The following is a 19,317-nucleotide window of genomic DNA, read 5'->3' as shown; positions in this document are numbered from 1 at the left end:
AGCCGCCCGGGCGCGGGGTTACCAGGAGTGCGCTACGTCGACCACGATGCGCGATCCGCCACCCGGTCCGTCGAGGGTGTAGGTCTGGAACGGCAGCCGGGCGCGGGTGCCGAGACCGACCGTGGTCTGGCCTTCGAAAGAGCCGGCCCAGGCCACCTGACGGAAAGTCCGGTAGTCCCGCACCTCGGTGAGCTCGGCCCGGTTCGCGGGGTTGTAGGTGGGGGTGAACGAGTCGTCGTAGGCGGGGGCGTTGACGGTGATGCTCAGGTACGCATCGCCGCGCAGCGGGACGGGTGCGCCGGAGCCGTCCATGGTCACCCGCTCGACGTAGCCGACGTGGTACCCCGTCACGGGCCCGGCGACGTCGAACACCAAGCGGTCGAAGCAGTCGTGCCGCCCGGCGCGGACCCCGGTCAGCGGCGTGAGCGCGCGGGCCTGGCTCGTCTTGGGCATCGAACCCCAACCGGACGCGCACGCCGGGGCGGCGGAGGCAGGGGCGGGCGCGATCCAGAGACCGGCGACTGTCAGGAAGGAGAAGAAAAAGGGAAGCAAGCGACGCATGGTCGCACCGCCTTCGTGGCACGGGAGGATTGATGTATTACGTGCATCGGTCGAGGTGAGCGCGCTGTTACCGCCGCTTGTGGCGAAAAGTGTTGGCGAACGGGACAACTCGTCCACGGCAGCCGAGTAGCGGCGGCTCGCCGTTCGCTGGGGGCCGATGCCCGCTCGGAGGGACAAGTAGGATCGCTGCCGACGAGGTCGATCCGAACAGGAGGTTCGAGGTTGCCACCGTTTCTCTGGGAGCAGCACTGCTGCCTGCCGCTCTCGCCCGCCGCGCGCATCGGCGACCTCGCGCGCTACCCGGCCGGCTCGTACTTGTCGGTGAACGTGGGCTACTCCCGGCAGTCGACCGCGGACTCTCTGGCGTTGCTGAACCGATTCCGCCGCGAGGCGTCGGCGGACGACCGGTTTCGCCTGGTGCGCGGCATCGAGGACATCGGTGCGCCCGGGGCCGTCGCGCTCGCGTTCGATCTGGAGGACTCCGGCCCGCTGGGCGGCGATCTGGACAACGTCGCGCGGTTCTACGACCTCGGCGTGCGGTCGTTGCTGCCCACCTACAACCACGCCAACGCCGCGGGCTGCGGATGCCTGGACACCGAGGACACCGGACTCACCGGGTACGGCCGCGACCTCGTCCGTGCGCTCAACGAAGTCGGCATGTTCGCCGACGGCTCGCATTGTTCCCGGCGCACCGGGCTGGAACTGGCCGAGTCGAGTGTCGTCCCGATGATCTACAGCCACTCGAACTTCGCCGCCCTGTGGGATCATCCGCGCAACATCACCGATGAGCAGGCGCGGGCCTGCGCCGCGACCGGCGGCGTAATCGGAATCAACGGGGTCGGAATCTTTTTGGGCCGCAACGCCGCCGACGAACGCGCCGAGCGGATCGCGGCGATGGCGCGGCACATCGAATACGGCGCCGAACTGGTCGGCATCGAGCACATCGGCATCGGCTCGGACTACTCCTTCGACGCCGAGGACTTCAACGCCGAACTGGCGAACAATCCGGACGCTTTCTCCGAGGCATACACCACATGGGGCGCGCTGCAATGGGTGCCGCCCGAGGATCTGACCGGGGCCGCCGACGTACCCGGCCTCGACGAGGCGCTGGCCGGTCGTGGTTTCACCGCGGTGGACCGGGCAGCGGTCTTCGGCGAGAACTTCCGCCGCGTCGCCCGCCAGGTCTGGCGGACCTGACCCCAGCCGCTCGCCACCGCGTGGACCCCGCGAGGGGCGCACCACGGAGAGGTCTACCGCGGCCGGGTGCCACTCGCGGATGCTCTCGATACGGCTGCTCAGGCGGCATGCTAGCGCGGCGACACCACCGCGTTCTTCCCGATCACGGAAAGTTTGCGGGTAGGTGTGGCCCACGCCTCACCATGGTGGGGGATGGGTGGGTGAACATACCGCTGCGGAGTTAGGCTCGGTTCGTGACTTCCCACTACGATGTCGTCGTTCTCGGTGCTGGTCCCGGCGGATACGTCGCCGCGATCCGCGCCGCTCAACTCGGCCTGCGAACAGCGATCGTCGAGCAGAAATACTGGGGCGGTGTGTGCCTGAACGTCGGCTGCATCCCGTCCAAAGCGCTCCTGCGAAACGCCGAACTCGCCCACATCTTCACCAAGGAGGCGAAGACCTTCGGCATCTCCGGCGAGGTGAACTTCGACTTCGGGGTCGCCTTCGACCGCAGCCGCAAGGTCGCCGACGGCCGGGTCAAGGGCGTCCACTTCCTGATGAAGAAGAACAAGATCGACGAGTTCGACGGCAAGGGCACCTTCACCGGCCCGAACTCGCTCTCGGTCGAGCTCTCCAAGGGCGGCACCGAGGCGATCACGTTCGACAACGCGATCATCGCGGCAGGCACCGTCACCAAGCTGCTGCCCGGCACCCAGCTCAGCGCGAACGTGGTCACCTACGAGGAGCAGATCCTCACCCGTGACCTGCCCGGCTCGATCCTCATCGTCGGTGCGGGCGCGATCGGCATGGAGTTCGGCTACGTCCTGAAGAACTACGGCGTCGACGTGCGCATCGTCGAGTTCCTCGACCGCGCGCTGCCGAACGAGGACGCGGACGTCTCCAAGGAGATCACCAAGCAGTACAAGAAGCTCGGCATCACCATCACCACCGGTGCGGCCGTGCAGTCCATCGAGGACGACGGCGCCAAGGTCACCGTCGCGATCAAGGACAACAAGTCCGGCTCGGTCGAGACCGTCACCGTCGACAAGGTGCTGCAGGCCGTCGGCTTCGCACCGCGCGTCGACGGCTACGGATTGGAGACCACCGGCGTGGTGGTCACCGACCGCGGCGCGATCGGGATCGACGACTACATGCGCACCAACGTGCCGCACATCTACGCGATCGGCGACGTCACCGGCAAGCTGCAACTCGCGCACGTCGCGGAGGCCCAAGGCGTGGTCGCGGCCGAGACCATCGCGGGGGCGGAGACCGTCACCCTCGGCGACTACCGGATGATGCCGCGCGCCACCTTCTGCCAGCCGCAGGTCGCCAGCTTCGGTCTGACCGAGCAGCAGGCCCGGGACGAGGGCTACGACGTGAAGGTCGCGACCTTCCCCTTCACCGCCAACGGCAAGGCGCACGGCCTCGGCGACCCGACCGGTTTCGTCAAGCTCGTCGCCGACGCAAAGTACGGCGAGCTGATCGGCGGGCACCTCATCGGCCCGGACGTCTCCGAGCTGCTGCCGGAGCTCACCCTCGCGCAGAAGTGGGACCTGACGGTCAACGAGCTGACCCGGAACGTGCACACCCACCCGACGCTCAGCGAGGCCCTCCAGGAAGCCTTCCACGGCCTGGCCGGCCACATGATCAACTTCTGATCCGGTCGCGGAGAGAGGGCGTGCGGTCGTAGATCGCACGCCCTTTTCATTTGTCGGCCAATGGTTTCCGCCTCGGTAGGGCCGCCGGAGGTCGGCGCGGGCGCGGGCGGTCTGCTATACAGCGTGCATGCTTCGCAGGTGGTTGATCGGAAGTGTGCCGGTGCTCGTCGTGGTGGTGCTGCTGGGGACGGGCACCTTCTACCTGATGAACGCGCGCACCTTCCAGTTGGCCGGTCACGTGGTCAGCAGGGTGGACACCGACGCGAGGGTCGTCGCGCTGACGTTGGACGACGGGCCGTCCGATCGCGCTCCCGAAGTGCTGAAAGTCCTTGCCGACGCGCGAGTTCCAGCCACGTTCTACTTGAACGGGCGTGATCTCGCCGCGCATCCGGAGCACGGCAGGGCGATCGCAGCCGCGGGCCACGAGATCGGCAACCACACCTATTCGCACCGGCGGATGGTGTTCGTCACACCCGGCACGGTCCGGGACGAGGTGGAGGGCACGGACGCCGAGATCGCGAAGACCGGTTACGCGGGCCCGATCACCTTCCGGCCGCCCTACGGCAAGAAATTGTGGATGCTGCCGCACTATCTCGCCGAGCACGACCGGGTCACCGTGACGTGGGACGTCGAGCCCGATTCGGGCCGGGCGGACGTCACCGCCGACGACATCGTCGCCGAGACGCTCGGCGAGGTCCGTCCCGGTTCGATCATCCTCTTGCACGTCATGTACGGGAACGCTGAGGCGTCGCTCGCCGCCATCCCCCGCATCGTCACCGAATTGCGCGCCGCGGGCTATCAATTCGTCACCGTGTCGGACCTGATGTCCCGCTGATCCGGCCGTGCGCCGCGCCGGTCCAACGGTGGATCGGAGCGCCCGCCACTCGGCCGTAGTCGCCGCGGACCTCGGCCGATCTGCTAACCGGCGGCCGGGAGCATGCCGTAGGCGTGGGTGGGGGTGAACAGGACCAAGGCGCGGCGGTCGGTGACCATCGCGGCGCGGTACTCGTCCCAGTCGGGGTGCTCGCCGTTGGCGGTGCGGTAGTAGTCGACGAGCGCGTCGACGGTGGGGTCGCCGGGCGCGGCGGCGACCGGAGTGAGTTCCACCGTGCCTTCGAGCACGGCGTAGGCGAAGAAATCCTCGCGGGTCACATGCAGTGCCGCCCATGGATCGCGCACGAGGTTGTGATACTTCGCGCGGTCGGCGGTGATGGAGATGCGGATCCGGCCGTCGGCGCCGATGACGTGCAGCACGTTGGACAGCTGTGGGCGCCCGTTGCGGCGGATCGTGGTGAGCACGGACCTGCGATGTTCGCGTGCGAAATCGACGGCGGCGGCGAGTTCCATGTCCGTGTAACCCGTGGCGCGGGGAGTCTCTTCCCGGTCAATCGCGGTGGTAGGCCGCCTGTGCCTCGCGTACGCGGGGCATGTTGGTCTCCAGCACCTGGATCAGCGACTCCAGGTGCGCGGCCACCTCCGCGCCCAATTCGGTGAGGGTGTATTCGACGCGCGGCGGAATCGTCTCCTGCACCTCGCGGTGCACCATGCCGTCGCGCTCGAGCGCTTGCAGAGTCTGCGACAACATGCGTTCGCTCACGCCGTCGACGCGACGCCGCAGGGCGCTGAACCGGTACGGGCCTTCGCGCAGCGCGACCAGCGCCAGGGTGCCCCAGCGACTGGCCACCGTTTGCAGGACCGGCCGTGAGGTGCAGTTGCGCGCGAAGACGTCGGCTTCCAGCGTCGGGTCGTCGGCCTCCGCCGAGCCGGTGTGCTGGGTCGTCATGACCGTCATCGTACCCAACTTGACCGCAGTGGGTACGGAATGCATAGTACTTACGAATAGTTAGTGCATGTTGATCAGTACACAACCTGGAGGTAGTCATGACCATCGCCGTAACCGGAGCGAGCGGACAGCTGGGCCGACTCGTGGTGGAGGAGTTGTCGCGCGCGGGATCGACGCCCGTCGCGATCGTGCGTGATCCGGGGAAGGTCGCCGATCTGGCTGAACGCGGCGTGGACATCCGCGAGGCCGCCTACGACGACCCGGCCGCGCTGGAGCGCGCCCTCGACGGCGTCGACCGGGTGCTGCTCATCTCGGGCAGCGAGTTCGGCGCGCGAGTAGCGCAGCACACCAATGTCATTCGCGCGGCCGAACGCGCCGGCGTGGAACTGCTCGCCTACACGAGCATTCCGGGCGCTACCGACAACCCGCTGATCCTCGCGCAAGAACACAAGGGCACCGAGGCGGTGCTCGCCGAATCGGCCGTGCCGCACGTGCTGCTGCGCAACGGCTGGTACTGGGAGAACTACGTGGGCGGTCTCGCGCACGCGGTGGAGTCGGGCGTACTGCACGGCGCCGCGGGCGAGGGGCGCGTGGCGGGCGCGGCGCGCGCCGACTACGCCGAAGCGGCCGCCCGGGTGCTCACCACCGATGGTCACGCGGGCCGGGTATACGAACTCGGCGGTGGCGAAAGCCTCACCTATGCCGAACTGGCGCAGGCGATTTCGGAGGCCGCCGGTAAGCCGGTGCGCTACGAGAACCTGCCGGAGGCGGACTACGCCGCCGCGCTGATCCAGGCCGGGTTGCCGGAGGCCTACGCCGAGGCGCTCGCCGACGCAGACGCCGGTATCGCCCGCGGCATCCTCGACGTGCGCTCCGGGGATCTGGAGAAATTGCTCGGCCGACCGGCTACCCGGGCTGTCGAAGTCTTCCGTGCGGCGCTGGGCTGACGCTGATCGGGAAAGCAACCGTCGCGGGTGGTATCGCGCGTCGAAGGGCCGGATGCGGCGGCCTGTTTCCATGCCGCCACACCCGGCCCGGCTGCCGGTTCGAGCGAAGCTCGCGTGCTACACCCACTGCACCAGCTGGATGATGATCCCGTTCGGATCGCTCATTTGGAAGTACCGCTCGCCCCACTCCTCGGTTTCGATGGGCGTCACGATCGGCACCCCCTCGTCCTGCAAGCGGGCGTATTCGGCGTCGATGTCGTCGACCACGAAGGCGACGAGCAGCCCTTCGCCCGCACTGCCCGCCTTGCTCTTCGGTTTGAAACTCGCCAGCCCGGTGCGCAAGTAGATGACGTTCAGCCCGGCGTCGTCGCGGGCGAGGGAGACGAACCCCTCGGCCGACATCTTCTCCTCGAAGCCGAGGTGGTCGATGAGGAATTTCGCCGAGGCGGCCGGGTCGGGGACGTTGAGCGAGACGGCGGAAGCGGTGATGTTCATGAACTCTCCTCGGCGTCGGAAATCTGTACTAAGTACACTGTACTTTGTAGAGCATTTTGGGGCGATGCGCATTATGACCTGAGTCACACCGATACCATCGGTGGTTCGAGGTGGTCGAGGAGGCAGCGGTGGGACAGCCGAAGGAACGCAGCGGCGCGGGCGACCCGGTTCGCACGCTGGAGCTGCTATGGCGGATTCCGCCGGAGTCGGGCGCGGGACGGGGCCCGAAGCAGCGCAGCAGCGTCGAGGCGGTGATCGCCGCCGCGCTCGAGATCGCCGACGCGGAGGGGATCGGAGCGCTCACGATGCGCGCGGTCGCCAACCGGCTCGGCCTGACCCCCATGGCCACCTACACGTATGTGCCGGGCAAAGCCGAGCTGATCGACTTGATGCTGGACACGGTGTACGCGCGGATGGAACGGGCGGACCTCACCGGTCTGCCCTGGCGCGAGCGGGTTGTCCGGATCGCGGCCGAGAACCGCGCCATGCTGGCCCGCCATCCCTGGGTGGCGTATCTGCCGACCACCCGGCCGCCACTCGGGCCTGGCCTCGCCGCCAAGTACGACCACGAGCTGGGGGCCTTCGCGGACCTCGGACTCGACGACGTCGAGATGGACGCCGCGCTCACGTTCGTGCTCGGGTTCGTCACCTCCGTCGCCCGTATCGCCATCGACAGCGCGCGGGCGGCGTCGGACAGCGCGCTGTCCGACGGGCAGTGGTGGGAACGGGCCGCGCCCGTGCTGGCGCAGGTGTTCGACGCGGAACGCTACCCGCTCGCCGCCCGTGTCGGCACGACCGCGGGCCAGGCGCACGACGCCGCCTACAGCGCCGACCATGCCTACGAGTTCGGGCTGACGCTGGTGCTCGACGGCCTGGCGCGCCGCATCGAGGGGCCGTCCGCTGGGGTCTAGACGCCGTCGCGCTGGATGCGCAGGGCGGTGATCGTCGCGGCCAGCCCGTCGTATTGATTGATCAGCAGCACGATTTCGATGAGGCTGCGCTCGTCGTAGTGCTTCGCCAGCTCGGCCCAGGTGTCGTCGTCGAGGTCGCGCGTCTCGACCAGCTGGTCCACCGCGGCCAGCAGCGCGCGGTGCTTGTCCGACCAACCTGCCGCTTCGGGGCCCTTGCGCAGCCGCTCGAGGATTTCGGTGGTCACCCCCGCGCGGCGACCGAGCCGGATGTGATGGTCCATTTCGTAGTCGCAGCCGCGCAGCTGCGCGACCCGGATGATCACCAGCTCCGACTCGTGGCGTGGTAGCCGCCCGCCCGGCATGAGTTTGCCCGAGTAGTGCAGCCAGCCGCGGAACAGTCCGCGGGTTCGGCCGAGGGTGCTGAACAAGTGGGCGTCGCCGGTGCCCGCGGCACGGGAAAGCACCTGCCAGACAACCCAGTTGAGCGGGCCGAGTTCCCGCAGCCGTCCGGGCGAGATGCGTGGTTGCAGCGCTGAAACCATCGTGGTTGCCACCTCCGCGTGGTCTGTGCGGCCGGCGTCGGTGCCTGCCGAGAAAGAGCCTACTCGGCAGTATCCCGCGCGGCGCCCGCCATTCTTTTGCTTTCGGAGTGGTTTTCGGCCGGGTACCCCGTCATCATCAGTACCGGTGCGGGTCACCGCGGCCGCAGTGAGTTGGCGCGGCGTCAGGTGTGGACAACAGGTCGGCAGGGGAACAGATGCTGGTGAGGATCAGGCCCGGAGCGGAGCTTTCCGGCGCCGAGCGGGAATTCGTCGCGTGCCTGCGGTCGTATCCGACCACCGGTTTCGCCGTGATCGATCTCGAGGCGGACAATCGGCGCGTCGACGCGGTGGTGTGCACCCCGCGGGGCCTGACCGTCCTGGAGGTGCACGGATTCCAGCGCAGGCAGAGCGGCATTCTGAGCACACCGGCCGAAGGGCCGTGGAAGATCAGCGACGCGCCGGTGGAATTGGACGACCCGGAATCCGGGAGCCCCGCCGAGCGCGTGGAACACGGCATCTACGCGGTCAAGCACATGCTCCAGCGGGCGTTGCAGGACCCGGGGCACATCAGCGGCGCGGTGGTGCTCGTCCCGTTCCGCGGTGCCGTGGTGCGTCCGGCGCGCACCAACCTGCGCCCGGGGCTGGACGTGGTGGTCGGCAATGTCACCGACGCGACCGAGTTGCGCATCTACCTGGAGGGATTCTCCGCGGGACCGCGCGACTGGACCGCGGACCGGGTGATCGGCGCGTGCGGCGCGCTCGGGCTGGCGGAGATCGCCCCGACCCGCGCGGAACTCCTGGAGGCGGGCTTCGAGGAGAACGCGCCGGAGCCGGTCACGACCATTCCGCGCACACCGAAGCCGCGGGTCGAGCCGACGCCCGGCGCCCCGACGAAGAGCCAGGCCTACGCGGGCTGGTCGGTCGTCGTGATCGCCGTGGTCGGGGTCCTGTTCGTGCTCGGCGTGATCGCCACCGCGCTGGCGCACGACTCGGCGCAACCGATTCCGGCCACCGGTACGACGACTACCACCCCGTCGCCGCCGTCGCACCGGCCCACCGACTGCTTCCCCTTCCAGCAGAACTGCTGATCGCTCAATCCCGCACGGCGCGGCCGAGTTTGGTCAGGCGCAGCGCGTGCTGGGCGCGGGCCAGCACGTGCGTCCGGGAGGTGTCGATATGGGCGGTGAGGGTCTGCGCCGCCGCGTCCACCGCACCCGACACCAGGAGTTCGGCGATCTCGATGTGCTCGGCGGTCATGGTGGCGATCCGCTCCGGAGTCGGCATGTCCAGCGTGCGCACCGGGCGCACCCGGATGTGCACGGCGGTGAGCGCCTCGGCGAGTGCGGCGTTGCCCGCGGCGGCGAGCAAGGTGGTGTGGAACCGTTCGTCGGCGGCCACCAGCGCCGGTCCCGGTTCGGGCGGATCGTCGCGCAGCGCGCGCCAGGCGTCGAGTTCCGCGCGCACGAGAGCCAGATCGTGCGCGGGCGCCTCACCGGGCGCCCGCACGCGGTGCATCCCCCTGGCTTCCAGCACCAGCCGCAGCTCGTAGAGGTGATCGAGTTCGTCGAGCCGGGGCCGGTACGGGTAGAGGCCGTCGGCGAGCCGCTCCACCAGGCCGTCGGCCTGCAACCGGGCCAGCGCCTCGCGCACCGGGGTGCGCGACACCCCGTAGGCCTCGGCGAGGCGTTCCTCGCCGAGCCGTTCGGTCGGCACGATCGCTCCGGTGGCCAGATCCCGCCGCAACGAGTCGTACACCTGCTCGCGCAATGGAATCCGACCCCTGTCGCGGGTCATGGCGGCGCTCAGATCGCCATCGCCGAGCGGACTTCGCTCTCGGCGCCCGCGCCACCCGCGCCCGTGGAGGTCACCCGGCCGGACCGCAGCACGTAGTAGCGCTGCGCCGCCTGCAACGCGAAGCCGATGTGCTGTTCGACCAGCAGCACGCTCAGTCCGCCCCGGCGGGTGAGATCGATGATGGTGCGCTCGATCTCGGCCACCACCGACGGCTGGATGCCCTCGGTCGGCTCGTCCAGGATGAGCAGCTTCGGCTCGGTGATCAGCGCCCGCGCGATGGCCAGTTGCTGGCGCTGGCCGCCGGACAGCAGGCCCGCCTTCCGCGCGAGCAGTTCGCGCAGCGCGGGGAACAGATCGAGCGATTCGTCGATCAGCGCCTTGCCGCGTTTACGGCCGTCGGCGACCACCTGCAGATTCTCCGCGGTGGTCAGTTGCGGGAAACTCTGCTGTCCCTGCGGCACGTACGCGATCCCGCGACGCACCCGCCGCGACGGCGACAGTTTGGTGATGGCCTCCCCGTCGAATTCGATCCGGCCCGACTTCGTACCGATCAGGCCGACGGCCGTGCGCAGCAGCGTGGTCTTCCCCGCGCCGTTGTGCCCCATGACGGCGACCACGCTGTCGTCCGGGACGGTCACCGAGACGCCGTGGATGACTTCGGTGCGGCCGTAGCCGGAGTGGATATCGGTGAGTTCAAGCATCGCTGTCCCCTTTCCGGGGTGACTCCGGGTTCGGCGCGGTCGAGGCGTCCTCCAGTTCGGTGCCGATGGCCGCGGCGGTGCCGAGGTAGACCTCCTGGACCTTCGGGTCCGCCTGCACCTGTTCGACGGTCCCCTCGCTGAGCACCTTGCCGCCCGCGAGAACGGTGACCGAGGTGGCGAAGGCGCGCATGAAATCCATGTCGTGCTCGACCACCACGACCACCCGGTCGCCGCCGATGCGGCGCAACAGGTTTCCGGTCTCCTCGCGTTCCTCGGCGCTCATGCCGGCCACCGGCTCGTCCAGCAGCAGTACCGACGCGTTCTGTACCAGGAGCATGCCGATCTCGAGCCATTGCTTCTGCCCGTGCGCGAGTACTCCGGCGGGCTTGTCGCGCAGGCCGGTCAGACCGGTCGTCTCCAGCGCCTCCTCGATCACGGGGAGCACCGATTTGCGGCGGCGCAACATGGTGAGCGCCGAACGGCCCGCACCCGCGGCGATGTCGAGATTTTGCAGCACGCTGAGCTGCTCGAACACGCTCGCGGTCTGGAACGTCCTTCCGACGCCGAGCCGGGCGATCCGGTGCACCTTCTTGCCGAGCAGTTCCACGCCGGTCTTCTGCGCCGACCCGGTCGCCGGGACCAGACCGGTGATCGCGTCGATGAGCGTCGTCTTGCCCGCGCCGTTGGGACCGATGAGGAAGCGCAGATCGCCCTGCAACACCGTCAGATCGACATCGGTGACGGCCTTGAAGCCGTCGAAACTCACCGACAGGCCACGGATCTCCAGGTACTCGCTGGACATTCCCGCGTTGCCGCCGAGCTTCGGTTCGTGCGTCGTCTCGGTCATCGCGATTCCACCTTCTCCGTCGCGGGTTCCGGCAGCGCCTCGACCACCGCGGCCGCAGGCGGGTCCGCGGGCCGCTGGAACCGGTTGCCCAGCACACCTTTCAGCAAGGGCCACAATCCGGCGAGGCCCGCGGGCACGAAACCGACCACCACGATGAACAGCACGCCTTGCAGATATGTCCACCCCGAGGGGAACTCCTCCGACAGCGCCGTCTGCGCCCATGCCACGCCGATCGCGCCGAGCACCGGCCCGAGCAGGGTGGTCCGGCCGCCGATCGCGACGCCGATGAGAAACGCGATGGACGGAACGACGCCGATGTCGGCGGGGGAGATGATGCCGACGATCGGGGTGAACAGCGCACCGGCGATGCCGGCGAAGAACGCCGCGACCACGTAGGCGACGATCTTCACGTTCGCCGGGTCGTATCCCAGGAAGCGCACCCGCTCCTCTTGGTCGCGTACCGCAACGAGCAACTCGCCGTACCTGCTGTGCATCAGCTGCCGCACCAGCGCGACCACCACCAGCAGCGTGCCCGCCGCGATGAAGAACAGCATCTGCCGGTTGACCGGGTCGGACAGCTTGAACCCGAAGAACGCCCGGAAATCCGACAGACCGGTGAATCCGCCGATGGCCTGCTGGCCGGTCAGCAGGATGGCCAGCGCGGCGGCGAGCGCCTGACTGAGGATCGCGAAGTACGCGCCCTTCACGCGGCGCTTGAACACGCCGTAACCGAGCGCCGCCGCGATCAGCGCCGGCAGCACGAGGATGCCGAGCAGCGCCACCGGACCCGACGCGAACGGCGTCCAGAACGACGGCAATTCGCGAATGCCCGCGATCTCCATGAACTCCGGCACGTCGTTGCCGAGCCGGGCGGCGTCGGCCATCTGCAGATGCATGGCCATGATGTAGGCGCCGATGCCGAAGAACACGCCCTGCCCGAGGGTGAGCATTCCACCGCGCCCCCAGGCCAGCCCGATGCCAACCGCGACGATCGCGAAGCACAAGAACTTCGCCAGCAGGTTGAGCCGGAAATCACTGAGCACCGCGGGCGCGACCGCGAACAACCCGACGGCGGCGACGGCGAACCCGGCCAACGCGGTGAGCGAGGAATGCGCGCGCCACCGTTGTACGAGTGTGGTCATGCCAAACTCCTTGTCCGGACGGTGAACAGGCCCTGCGGACGGACCTGCAGGAAGATCACGATGACGACGAAGACGACGACTTTCGCGATGGACGCGGTGGTCGAGTACTCGATGTAGGAATTGAGCAGGCCGAGCGCGAACGCCGCGATCACCGTGCCCTTGATCTGGCCCAGCCCGCCGATGACCACCACGAGGAACGCATCGATCAAGTAGCTCTGGCCGATGGTCGGGCTGGTCGAGCCGATCAGGGTGAGCGCGACACCGGCCACGCCCGCCAGGCCGGAGCCGATGAAGAACGTGCTGATATCGGTGAAACGGCTGGAAACGCCCGAGGTTTCGGCCAAGCCGCGGTTCTGCACCACCGCGCGGATCCGGCGGCCGAGCGGAGTCGCCTTGAGCACCGCGGCCAGCGCGGTCACCGCGACCACCGCCAGGACGAGGATGAAGATGCGCGTCTTCGGCACCACCGCGCCCAGGATCGTGACGCCGCCGCTGAGCCACTCCGGCGCGATGACGTTCTTCGCGGGCGCGCCGAAGATGTCGCGGGCCAGCTGTTGCAGCACCAGCCCGACGCCGAAGGTGACCAGCAACGTGTCCAGCGGCCGGTCGTACATCCAGCGGATCAGGCCCATCTCCAGCGCGGCGCCGAGCAGGCCGCCGACCAGGAAACCGATCAGCAGCGAGACGACGAGCGAGGTACCCGCCGACGAGATGACCTTCTGCACAACGTAGGTCGTGTAGCAACCGGCCATGATGAACTCGCCGTGCGCCATGTTGATCACGCCCATCTGCCCGAAGGTCAGCGAGAGGCCGAGCGCGGCGAGCAACAGAATCGATCCCAGACTCAGCCCGGTGAAGAGCTGTCCGATCACAACGTCCATGCGAGCTCCTGTGTTTGATCTGCCGCGACTTCGTCGCGGCGTGTCCGCGGCCCCTTGATGGCTCAAAACCGGGAGTTGAGGCGCTCGGGGCGCGTTGGTGTCCGATGCTGTCCGCGGCCCCCCTCATTACGCGCTCCGCGTGCTCGCCGCGGCGACTGGGTCGCCGGGCGGGCACCGGTAGCTGGGCCGCGGACAGCCGCGGACTACTTCAGGCCCTTGGCCCAGTCGTAGGACTTCAGGTAGGGATCCGGCGTCACGGCCTTGCCGGAGTCCCACACGGTGTAGATGAGTCCGTCGGGACGGATCTCGCCGATGCGGGCGGTCTTGGTGATGTGGTGGTTGGAGCCGTCGATGGTGACCAGGCCCTCGGGGGCCTCGAAGCTGACGCCGTCGGCGGCGGCCTGGACGTCCTCCACCTTGAACGACCGCGCCTTCTCGACGGTGTTCTTCCACAGGTAGACCGACGCGTAGGCGGCTTCCATCGGGTCCGAGGTCGGCTTGTCGGCGCCGAAGGCGGCCTTGTAGTCGGCGACGAACTTCTTGTTCACCGGGGTGTCCACGGTCTGGTAGTAGTTCCACGCGGTGAGCTGGCCCGCGATGTGCTGCGCGCCGATGCCCGCCACCTCCTCCTCGGCGATGGACACCGAGATCACCGGCATCTCAGCGGCTTTGAGGCCCGCGTTGCTGTACTCGCGGAAGAACGCGACGTTGGAGTCGCCGTTGAGGGTGTTGAACACCGCGCCCGCCTTGGCGGAGCGGACCTTGTTCACGATGGTGGAGAAGTCGGTGGAGCCGAGCGGGGTGTAGTCCTCGCCCTTGATCTCGATGCCGTTGGCGGCGGCGTACGCCTTGATCTCACGATTGGCGGTCTGCGGGAAGACGTAGTCGCTGCCGACCAGGTACAGGGACGTGATGCCCTTCTGCTTGAGGTAGTCCAGCGCCGGAACGATCTGCTGATTGGTGGTCGCGCCGGTGTAGAAGATGTTCTTGCTGTCCTCCAGGCCCTCGTACTGGACCGGATAGTAGAGCAGCGAGTTCAGGCTCTCGAATTTCGGCTTCATGGCCTTGCGGCTCGACGAGGTCCAGCCGCCGAACACCGCGGCGACGCAGTCGGAGCTGATCAGTTTCTCCGCCTTCTCCGCGAAGGTCTTCGGGTCCGAGGCGCCGTCCTCGAGCACCAGATCGATCTTCTTGCCGAGCACGCCGCCCGCGGCGTTGATCTGGTCGACGGCCAGCTTGGTCGAGTTGGCGACGGTGACCTCGGAGATGGCCATCGTGCCGGACAGCGAGTGCAGCGAACCGATCTTGATCGTGTCCTTCGAGGTGTCGACGCAGGAGGCGGCGCCGGAGCCGGTGGTCGAGGCGTCGTCCTTGGCGCCGCAGGCGGTCAGCAACAGGCCGGCGAGCGCGACCGCGGTGGGCACCGCCACCGCTCGGACCAAACGCCTGGAGCGATGGGTGGCACGGGAATCTGGCATGGGGCGAACCCTCTCCTCATCAGGTATTGCGGCGGCGTCGGCAGGGCGCCGCATCGAATACCGCCGTCTTCGCCCCGCTCACGGCTGTAGACGGGGCTGTATACAACGGCTGTATTCGTGATGCGAACGGTAGACAGAACTTGTTGCGCCGGAATATCTCTCGATGACAAGTCCGTTTCGTCTGTTTCGCTCGTGTGAACCTTTCCCGTAAACGGACGGTGAACGGTTGTGAGATCCGGGCAAACCCGCTGGCCGGGGCGGATGTGGCTACGGTTGCGTAGCGTCGCCGCGATGCGGCACGCTTCGATTCGTACAACATCTGAACCGTCCCAAGCTGCGGCGGCGGGCCGCGGACTCGAGTCGAGGAGGACCAGATGGGCCACTACAAGGCGAACTTGCGGGACATCGAGTTCAACCTGTTCGAAGTGCTCGAGCTGGACAAACTCCTCGATACCGGCGCCTACGGCGACCTCGATTCCGACACCGCCCGGGAGATCCTCGCGGAGGTTCGGCGACTGGCCGAGGGGCCGGTGGCGGACTCCTTCGCGGCGGCCGATCGCGATCCGGTGGCCTATGACGCGCCAACCTTCTCGGTCTCTGTTCCGGAGCCGCTCCGTAGGACCGTCGCCGCCGTGCGCGACGCGGGCTGGAGCAGGCTGGGCATGCCGGAGGGCATGGGCGGCACCCCGGCGCCCGCGGCGCTGGTCTGGGCCGTCGCCGAGATGATCACCTGCGCCAATCCCTCGGCGTCGTTCTTCAACATGGGGCCGGTCATGGCGTCCGTGCTGTACAACGTCGGCACCGAGCGGCAGCGGCACTGGGCCACGCTCGGCCTCGAGAAGGGCTGGCAGGGCACCATGGTGCTGACCGAGCCCGACGCCGGATCCGACGTCGGCGCGGGACGCACCAAGGCGATCCCGCAAGAAGACGGCACCTGGCACATCGAGGGCGTCAAGCGGTTCATCTCCGGCGCGGAGGTCGGCGACACCGCCGAGAACGTCTTCCACCTGGTGCTGGCCCGGCCGGAAGGCGCCGGACCGGGCACCAAGGGCCTGTCGCTGTTCTACGTGCCGAAGTTCCTCTTCGACCCCGAGACCTTGGCACTCGGCGAGCGCAACGGCGTGTACGTCACCGGAGTCGAGCACAAGATGGGCCTGAAATCCTCGCCCACCTGCGAGCTGACCTTCGGCGGCCACGGCGTAGCGGCCAAGGGCTGGCTGGTCGGCGACGTGCACAACGGCATCGCGCAGATGTTCCAGGTGATCGAGAACGCGCGCATGATGGTCGGCGTCAAATCCTCCGGCACCTTGTCGACCGGTTATCTCAACGCGCTCGACTACGCCAGAGAGCGTGTCCAGGGCGCGGATCTGACCCAGATGACCGACAAGGCCGCGCCCCGCGTGGCCATCACCCGGCATCCGGACGTGCGTCGTTCACTGGCGATGCAGAAGGCATACGCCGAGGGCCTGCGCGCGGTGTACCTGTACACCGCCGCCCACCAGAACGCCGATGTGGCCCAGCTCGTCTCCGGCGCCGACCCCGATCTGGCGCACCGGGTGGACGATCTGCTGCTGCCGATCGTCAAGGGCGTCGGTTCCGAGCGCGCCTACCAGTTCCTCACCGAGTCGTTGCAGACCTTGGGCGGTTCCGGTTATCTCCAGGACTACCCGATCGAGCAATACATCCGCGACGCGAAGATCGACTCGCTCTACGAAGGCACCACCGCCATCCAGGCGCAGGACTTCTTCTTCCGCAAGATCATTCGCGACAAAGGTGCGGCGCTCGGGCACGTCAGCGCGCGGATCGCGGCATTCCTCGACGCGAAGACCGGACGATTCGACACCGAGCGCGACCTGCTGCGCACGGCCGCGGAGGACGTGCAGGCGATGGCCGCCTCGCTCACCGGCTTCCTGATGGCCGCCCAGCAGAAGCCCACCGAGCTGTACAAGGTCGGCCTCGGTTCGGTGCGCTTCCTGCTCGCCGTCGGCGACCTGCTCATCGGCTGGCGCCTGCTGGTTCAGGCGGAGATCGCGGCCACCGCACTGGCCACCGACGCGCCGGAGAAGGATCGCGCTTTCTACGCCGGAAAGGTCGCCGTCGCGAGCTTCTTCGCGAAGAACGTGCTGCCGAACCTGGCCGCGGTGCGCGGGATAATCGCCGCACTCGACGACGACATCATGAACCTGGACGAAGCCGCGTTCTGATCGTCTCAGCTCTCGGGCTGGGCGAGCAGTTTGAGCACGACCGGGCGGGACAGTGTGCCCGATACCTGTCTGGCGAGCTGGTTTGCGCTCGTGCCTGCGGCGTGGGCGGCCTTCAGGGCGGTGGCCAGTTCGGTGCGGGCGGCTTCGGCGGCGGCTTGGGCGTCGCGGAGTCGCTGGGCTGCGCGGTCCACGCCGGGCTGCTCGTCGCTGGTGGTCAATTCATTGACCAGCTCGACCTCCGGGAGGCGGGCTTCCCGCTCACCCGGGGCCGCGTCCCGGCGCATCGCCGCCCTGGCGAATTCCATCAGGAACGCGCGGGTGGCGTCCTTGTCCTCCGCGGCGGCCTCGCCGAGCAGCAGTCTGGTGGTCTGCGGGACGGCGTGTGACCAGTTGGCCAGGCCGCACAGAGCCAGCAGCAGGCGGCCCGCGTTCGCGGAGTCGACGTCGAACTGTTCCTGGGCGCGATCGAATTTCTGCACGTAGTGCGCGGCGCGCCAGCCGTCGATGTCGTGCGCGTCGGCGCCGCGGTGCAGCGCCTCCCACAGCAGCAACCGCAACAGCTGGGGATTGTCCCGGTGATAGTCGAACAGCTTGCCGACGTAGGCCCCGGGTTCGGTGTCGGCCAACGGCTTGACCACATCGATGAACTCGCGCAGCGTGTCGATCAGGATGACGTCGAACAGCTTGTCCTTGCTGCCGAACAGTCCGTAGATGCGCTCTTTGTTGACGCCCGCCGCCTCGGCGATCCGGTCGACCCGCGCGCCGGCCAGCCCGTACTGCGCGAATTCCTCGCGGGCGGCGCGCAACAGGGCCTGCCTGGTCGCGTCACTGCGTTTGATCGTGGCCGTCATGACCGACACTTTACCATCTCATTAAACCAACTATTTGGTTGACAACTGGCCTGTCGCAGGCCTACCTTCGAGCCATGGCAATGTCCACCTTCCAGTCCGCGGCTCCGGCCCGGACGCGCGGCCGAGACACCTCGGCGCGAGCCCACACCGGGCGCACCCTGCCTTTCTTCGTCCTCGCCGCACTGCTGGCCACCGGCCAGATGTACGTTCCCATCCCGCTTTTCACCGCCATGCGAGCCGACTGGGGTGTCGGCTCGGCGGCGATGACCTGGATCATCAGCGCGTTCGCCTTCGGCTACGCGGGCGGTTTCGTCCTGTTCGGGCCGCTGTCGGATCGCTACGGTCACCGCCGGGTGCTGGTCACCGGCATGCTGGCGGCCGCGGTGGTCACCATGTTGACCGGCTTGGCGTTCAGCGCCCCGCTGGCCGTCGGCCTGCGGGTGGCGCAGGGCTTGGTGGTCGGCTCGATTCCGCCCGCGATCATGGCTTATGTGGCGACCCGCATCACCCCCGCGCACCGTGCCGTGGCCACCATGTCCGTGGCAACGTCGTTCCTCGCGGCGACGGTGGTCGCGCAGATCGTGTCGCAATGGATGGTCGGCGCGTTCCCGTGGCGCACGGTGTTCGTCGCCTCCGCGATCGGGTTCGCCGTCCTCGCGCTGGCGTTGCGGTCGGCGTTGCTGGCCGACGCGCCCACCGGCCGGGACAAGCCGCTGCGGCACAGCTACGCCGCGATTCCCGCGGTGCTGCGCATCCGGGCGCTGGTGCCGATGCTGATCGCGGGCGCGATGAGCATGGCGGTGATGGTCGGGGTGTACACCGGCCTGGAACTGACCGGGGTGGTCCGCGGCTCGGGCGAACTACTCGCGCTGCGGGCGGGCGCGCTGCCGGTGATGATCGCGCTGCCCGTGCTCGCGGTGCCGCTTGCCCGGCTGTCCAAGCACGGTCAGATCGTGCTCGGGGTGCTCATCGCCGCGACGGCGATGGTGGTCGCGACCTTCGAGGGAACCCATCCGCTCGTGCTGGCCGTCCTGCTGGCCGTGCTGGTCGGCGGACTCGGCATCATCGCCCCGGCCGTGCTGCAGAGCGCGGGCGAACTGGGCGGCGAATCCCGTGCCGCCGCGATGTCGGTCGCGATGTTCAGCTTCTACGTGGGCGCGACCATCGGCCCGCTGGTCGCCGCCGCGGCGGCGCCGCACGGCTTCGCCACCCTCGCCTGGACGCTGGCGCTGTTGCTCGTCGCCGCACTGGGTATGACGGTGGCCGGGCTGCGGATGCAGCGAAAGGCGCAGGCCGCCTGACCGAACACCACGTCCGGCCGGTATCGGTACTCCGATCCCGGCCGG

The 19,317-nt window shown here is 68.4% G+C and carries 20 protein-coding genes; 8 read left to right on the top strand and 12 right to left on the bottom strand.

Going from position 1 to position 19,317, the window contains the following annotated elements; genetic code table 11:
• Window positions 1–18 precede the first annotated feature (18 nt).
• Window positions 19–453, bottom strand: a complete 435-nt coding sequence (locus tag ABZ803_RS09565; protein ID WP_357034689.1) for a hypothetical protein — start codon at window positions 451–453, stop codon at window positions 19–21.
• A 330-nt stretch (window positions 454–783) separates the two neighbouring features.
• On the opposite strand from ABZ803_RS09565, the gene ABZ803_RS09560 reads away from it, so the two are divergent.
• From ABZ803_RS09560 to ABZ803_RS09550, 3 genes are all read left to right on the top strand, one after another.
• Window positions 784–1,758, top strand: a complete 975-nt coding sequence (locus tag ABZ803_RS09560; RefSeq protein WP_357034687.1) for a membrane dipeptidase — start codon at window positions 784–786, stop codon at window positions 1,756–1,758.
• 233 nt (window positions 1,759–1,991) lie between these two features.
• Entirely contained in the window at window positions 1,992–3,395 is a 1,404-nt protein-coding gene (lpdA, locus tag ABZ803_RS09555) for a dihydrolipoyl dehydrogenase (protein ID WP_357034685.1), read from the top strand.
• A gap of 127 nt (window positions 3,396–3,522) precedes the next feature.
• Window positions 3,523–4,230, top strand: coding sequence for a polysaccharide deacetylase family protein (locus ABZ803_RS09550; RefSeq protein ID WP_357034684.1), 708 nt, complete (start codon window positions 3,523–3,525; stop codon window positions 4,228–4,230).
• An 83-nt stretch (window positions 4,231–4,313) separates the two neighbouring features.
• On the opposite strand, the gene ABZ803_RS09545 is transcribed toward ABZ803_RS09550, so the two are convergent.
• Window positions 4,314–4,742, bottom strand: a complete 429-nt coding sequence (locus ABZ803_RS09545) for a PPOX class F420-dependent oxidoreductase (protein ID WP_062968021.1) — start codon at window positions 4,740–4,742, stop codon at window positions 4,314–4,316.
• 37 nt (window positions 4,743–4,779) lie between these two features.
• Window positions 4,780–5,178 (bottom strand): helix-turn-helix domain-containing protein, encoded by a 399-nt coding sequence (locus ABZ803_RS09540; RefSeq protein ID WP_040870863.1) that lies wholly within the window; start codon window positions 5,176–5,178, stop codon window positions 4,780–4,782.
• Between the two features lie 98 nt (window positions 5,179–5,276).
• On the opposite strand from ABZ803_RS09540, the gene ABZ803_RS09535 reads away from it, so the two are divergent.
• A complete protein-coding gene (locus ABZ803_RS09535; RefSeq protein WP_357034681.1) occupies window positions 5,277–6,125 on the top strand; it encodes an SDR family oxidoreductase in 849 nt (282 codons plus the stop codon).
• Between the two features lie 117 nt (window positions 6,126–6,242).
• On the opposite strand, the gene ABZ803_RS09530 is transcribed toward ABZ803_RS09535, so the two are convergent.
• A complete protein-coding gene (locus ABZ803_RS09530) occupies window positions 6,243–6,620 on the bottom strand; it encodes a VOC family protein (RefSeq protein ID WP_357034679.1) in 378 nt (125 codons plus the stop codon).
• Between the two features lie 128 nt (window positions 6,621–6,748).
• On the opposite strand from ABZ803_RS09530, the gene ABZ803_RS09525 reads away from it, so the two are divergent.
• The gene (locus ABZ803_RS09525) at window positions 6,749–7,531 is read left to right on the top strand and encodes a TetR/AcrR family transcriptional regulator C-terminal domain-containing protein (protein WP_357034677.1); all 783 of its coding nucleotides are present in this window, start codon (window positions 6,749–6,751) and stop codon (window positions 7,529–7,531) included.
• Here the strand turns inward: ABZ803_RS09525 and ABZ803_RS09520 are convergent.
• On the bottom strand, window positions 7,528–8,061 hold the full coding sequence (locus ABZ803_RS09520; protein ID WP_357035412.1) for a carboxymuconolactone decarboxylase family protein: 534 nt from the start codon (window positions 8,059–8,061) through the stop codon (window positions 7,528–7,530). The genes ABZ803_RS09525 and ABZ803_RS09520 overlap by 4 nt on opposite strands.
• A 227-nt stretch (window positions 8,062–8,288) precedes the next feature.
• Between ABZ803_RS09520 and ABZ803_RS09515 the strand changes: the two genes are divergently transcribed.
• A complete protein-coding gene (locus tag ABZ803_RS09515) occupies window positions 8,289–9,161 on the top strand; it encodes an NERD domain-containing protein (RefSeq protein WP_357034675.1) in 873 nt (290 codons plus the stop codon).
• A gap of 4 nt (window positions 9,162–9,165) precedes the next feature.
• Here the strand turns inward: ABZ803_RS09515 and ABZ803_RS09510 are convergent, their stop codons facing one another.
• From ABZ803_RS09510 to urtA, 6 genes are all read right to left on the bottom strand, one after another.
• Window positions 9,166–9,867 (bottom strand): GntR family transcriptional regulator, encoded by a 702-nt coding sequence (locus ABZ803_RS09510; RefSeq protein WP_357034674.1) that lies wholly within the window; start codon window positions 9,865–9,867, stop codon window positions 9,166–9,168.
• 8 nt (window positions 9,868–9,875) lie between these two features.
• Window positions 9,876–10,568, bottom strand: coding sequence for an urea ABC transporter ATP-binding subunit UrtE (urtE, locus tag ABZ803_RS09505; RefSeq protein ID WP_040870583.1), 693 nt, complete (start codon window positions 10,566–10,568; stop codon window positions 9,876–9,878).
• Entirely contained in the window at window positions 10,561–11,415 is an 855-nt protein-coding gene (urtD, locus tag ABZ803_RS09500; RefSeq protein ID WP_357034672.1) for an urea ABC transporter ATP-binding protein UrtD, read from the bottom strand. The genes urtE and urtD overlap by 8 nt, the downstream gene beginning before the upstream one ends.
• Window positions 11,412–12,557: an urea ABC transporter permease subunit UrtC gene (gene urtC / locus ABZ803_RS09495; RefSeq protein WP_357034670.1), complete on the bottom strand. Its 1,146-nt coding sequence runs from the start codon at window positions 12,555–12,557 to the stop codon at window positions 11,412–11,414. The genes urtD and urtC overlap by 4 nt, the downstream gene beginning before the upstream one ends.
• Entirely contained in the window at window positions 12,554–13,438 is an 885-nt protein-coding gene (gene urtB, locus ABZ803_RS09490; protein ID WP_357034668.1) for an urea ABC transporter permease subunit UrtB, read from the bottom strand. The genes urtC and urtB overlap by 4 nt, the downstream gene beginning before the upstream one ends.
• 203 nt (window positions 13,439–13,641) lie before the next feature.
• Entirely contained in the window at window positions 13,642–14,916 is a 1,275-nt protein-coding gene (gene urtA / locus ABZ803_RS09485; protein WP_357034666.1) for an urea ABC transporter substrate-binding protein, read from the bottom strand.
• Between the two features lie 374 nt (window positions 14,917–15,290).
• Between urtA and ABZ803_RS09480 the strand changes: the two genes are divergently transcribed.
• Entirely contained in the window at window positions 15,291–17,120 is a 1,830-nt protein-coding gene (locus tag ABZ803_RS09480) for an acyl-CoA dehydrogenase (protein ID WP_357034664.1), read from the top strand.
• Between the two features lie 5 nt (window positions 17,121–17,125).
• On the opposite strand, the gene ABZ803_RS09475 is transcribed toward ABZ803_RS09480, so the two are convergent.
• Complete coding sequence (locus ABZ803_RS09475; protein ID WP_357034662.1) at window positions 17,126–17,971, bottom strand: TetR family transcriptional regulator; 846 nt, start codon at window positions 17,969–17,971, stop codon at window positions 17,126–17,128.
• A gap of 74 nt (window positions 17,972–18,045) precedes the next feature.
• On the opposite strand from ABZ803_RS09475, the gene ABZ803_RS09470 reads away from it, so the two are divergent.
• Window positions 18,046–19,272 carry an MFS transporter gene (locus tag ABZ803_RS09470; protein ID WP_357034660.1) on the top strand — a complete coding sequence of 409 codons (1,227 nt, stop codon included), beginning with the start codon at window positions 18,046–18,048 and terminating at the stop codon, window positions 19,270–19,272.
• Window positions 19,273–19,317: the final 45 nt, after the last annotated feature.

The sequence above is a fragment of the Nocardia sp. NPDC047648 genome, from assembly GCF_040642815.1.
GTDB lineage: Bacteria > Actinomycetota > Actinomycetes > Mycobacteriales > Mycobacteriaceae > Nocardia > Nocardia gamkensis.
The sequence above is the reverse complement of the archived record's forward strand: the minus strand, read 5'-3'. Positions and strand labels throughout refer to the sequence as shown.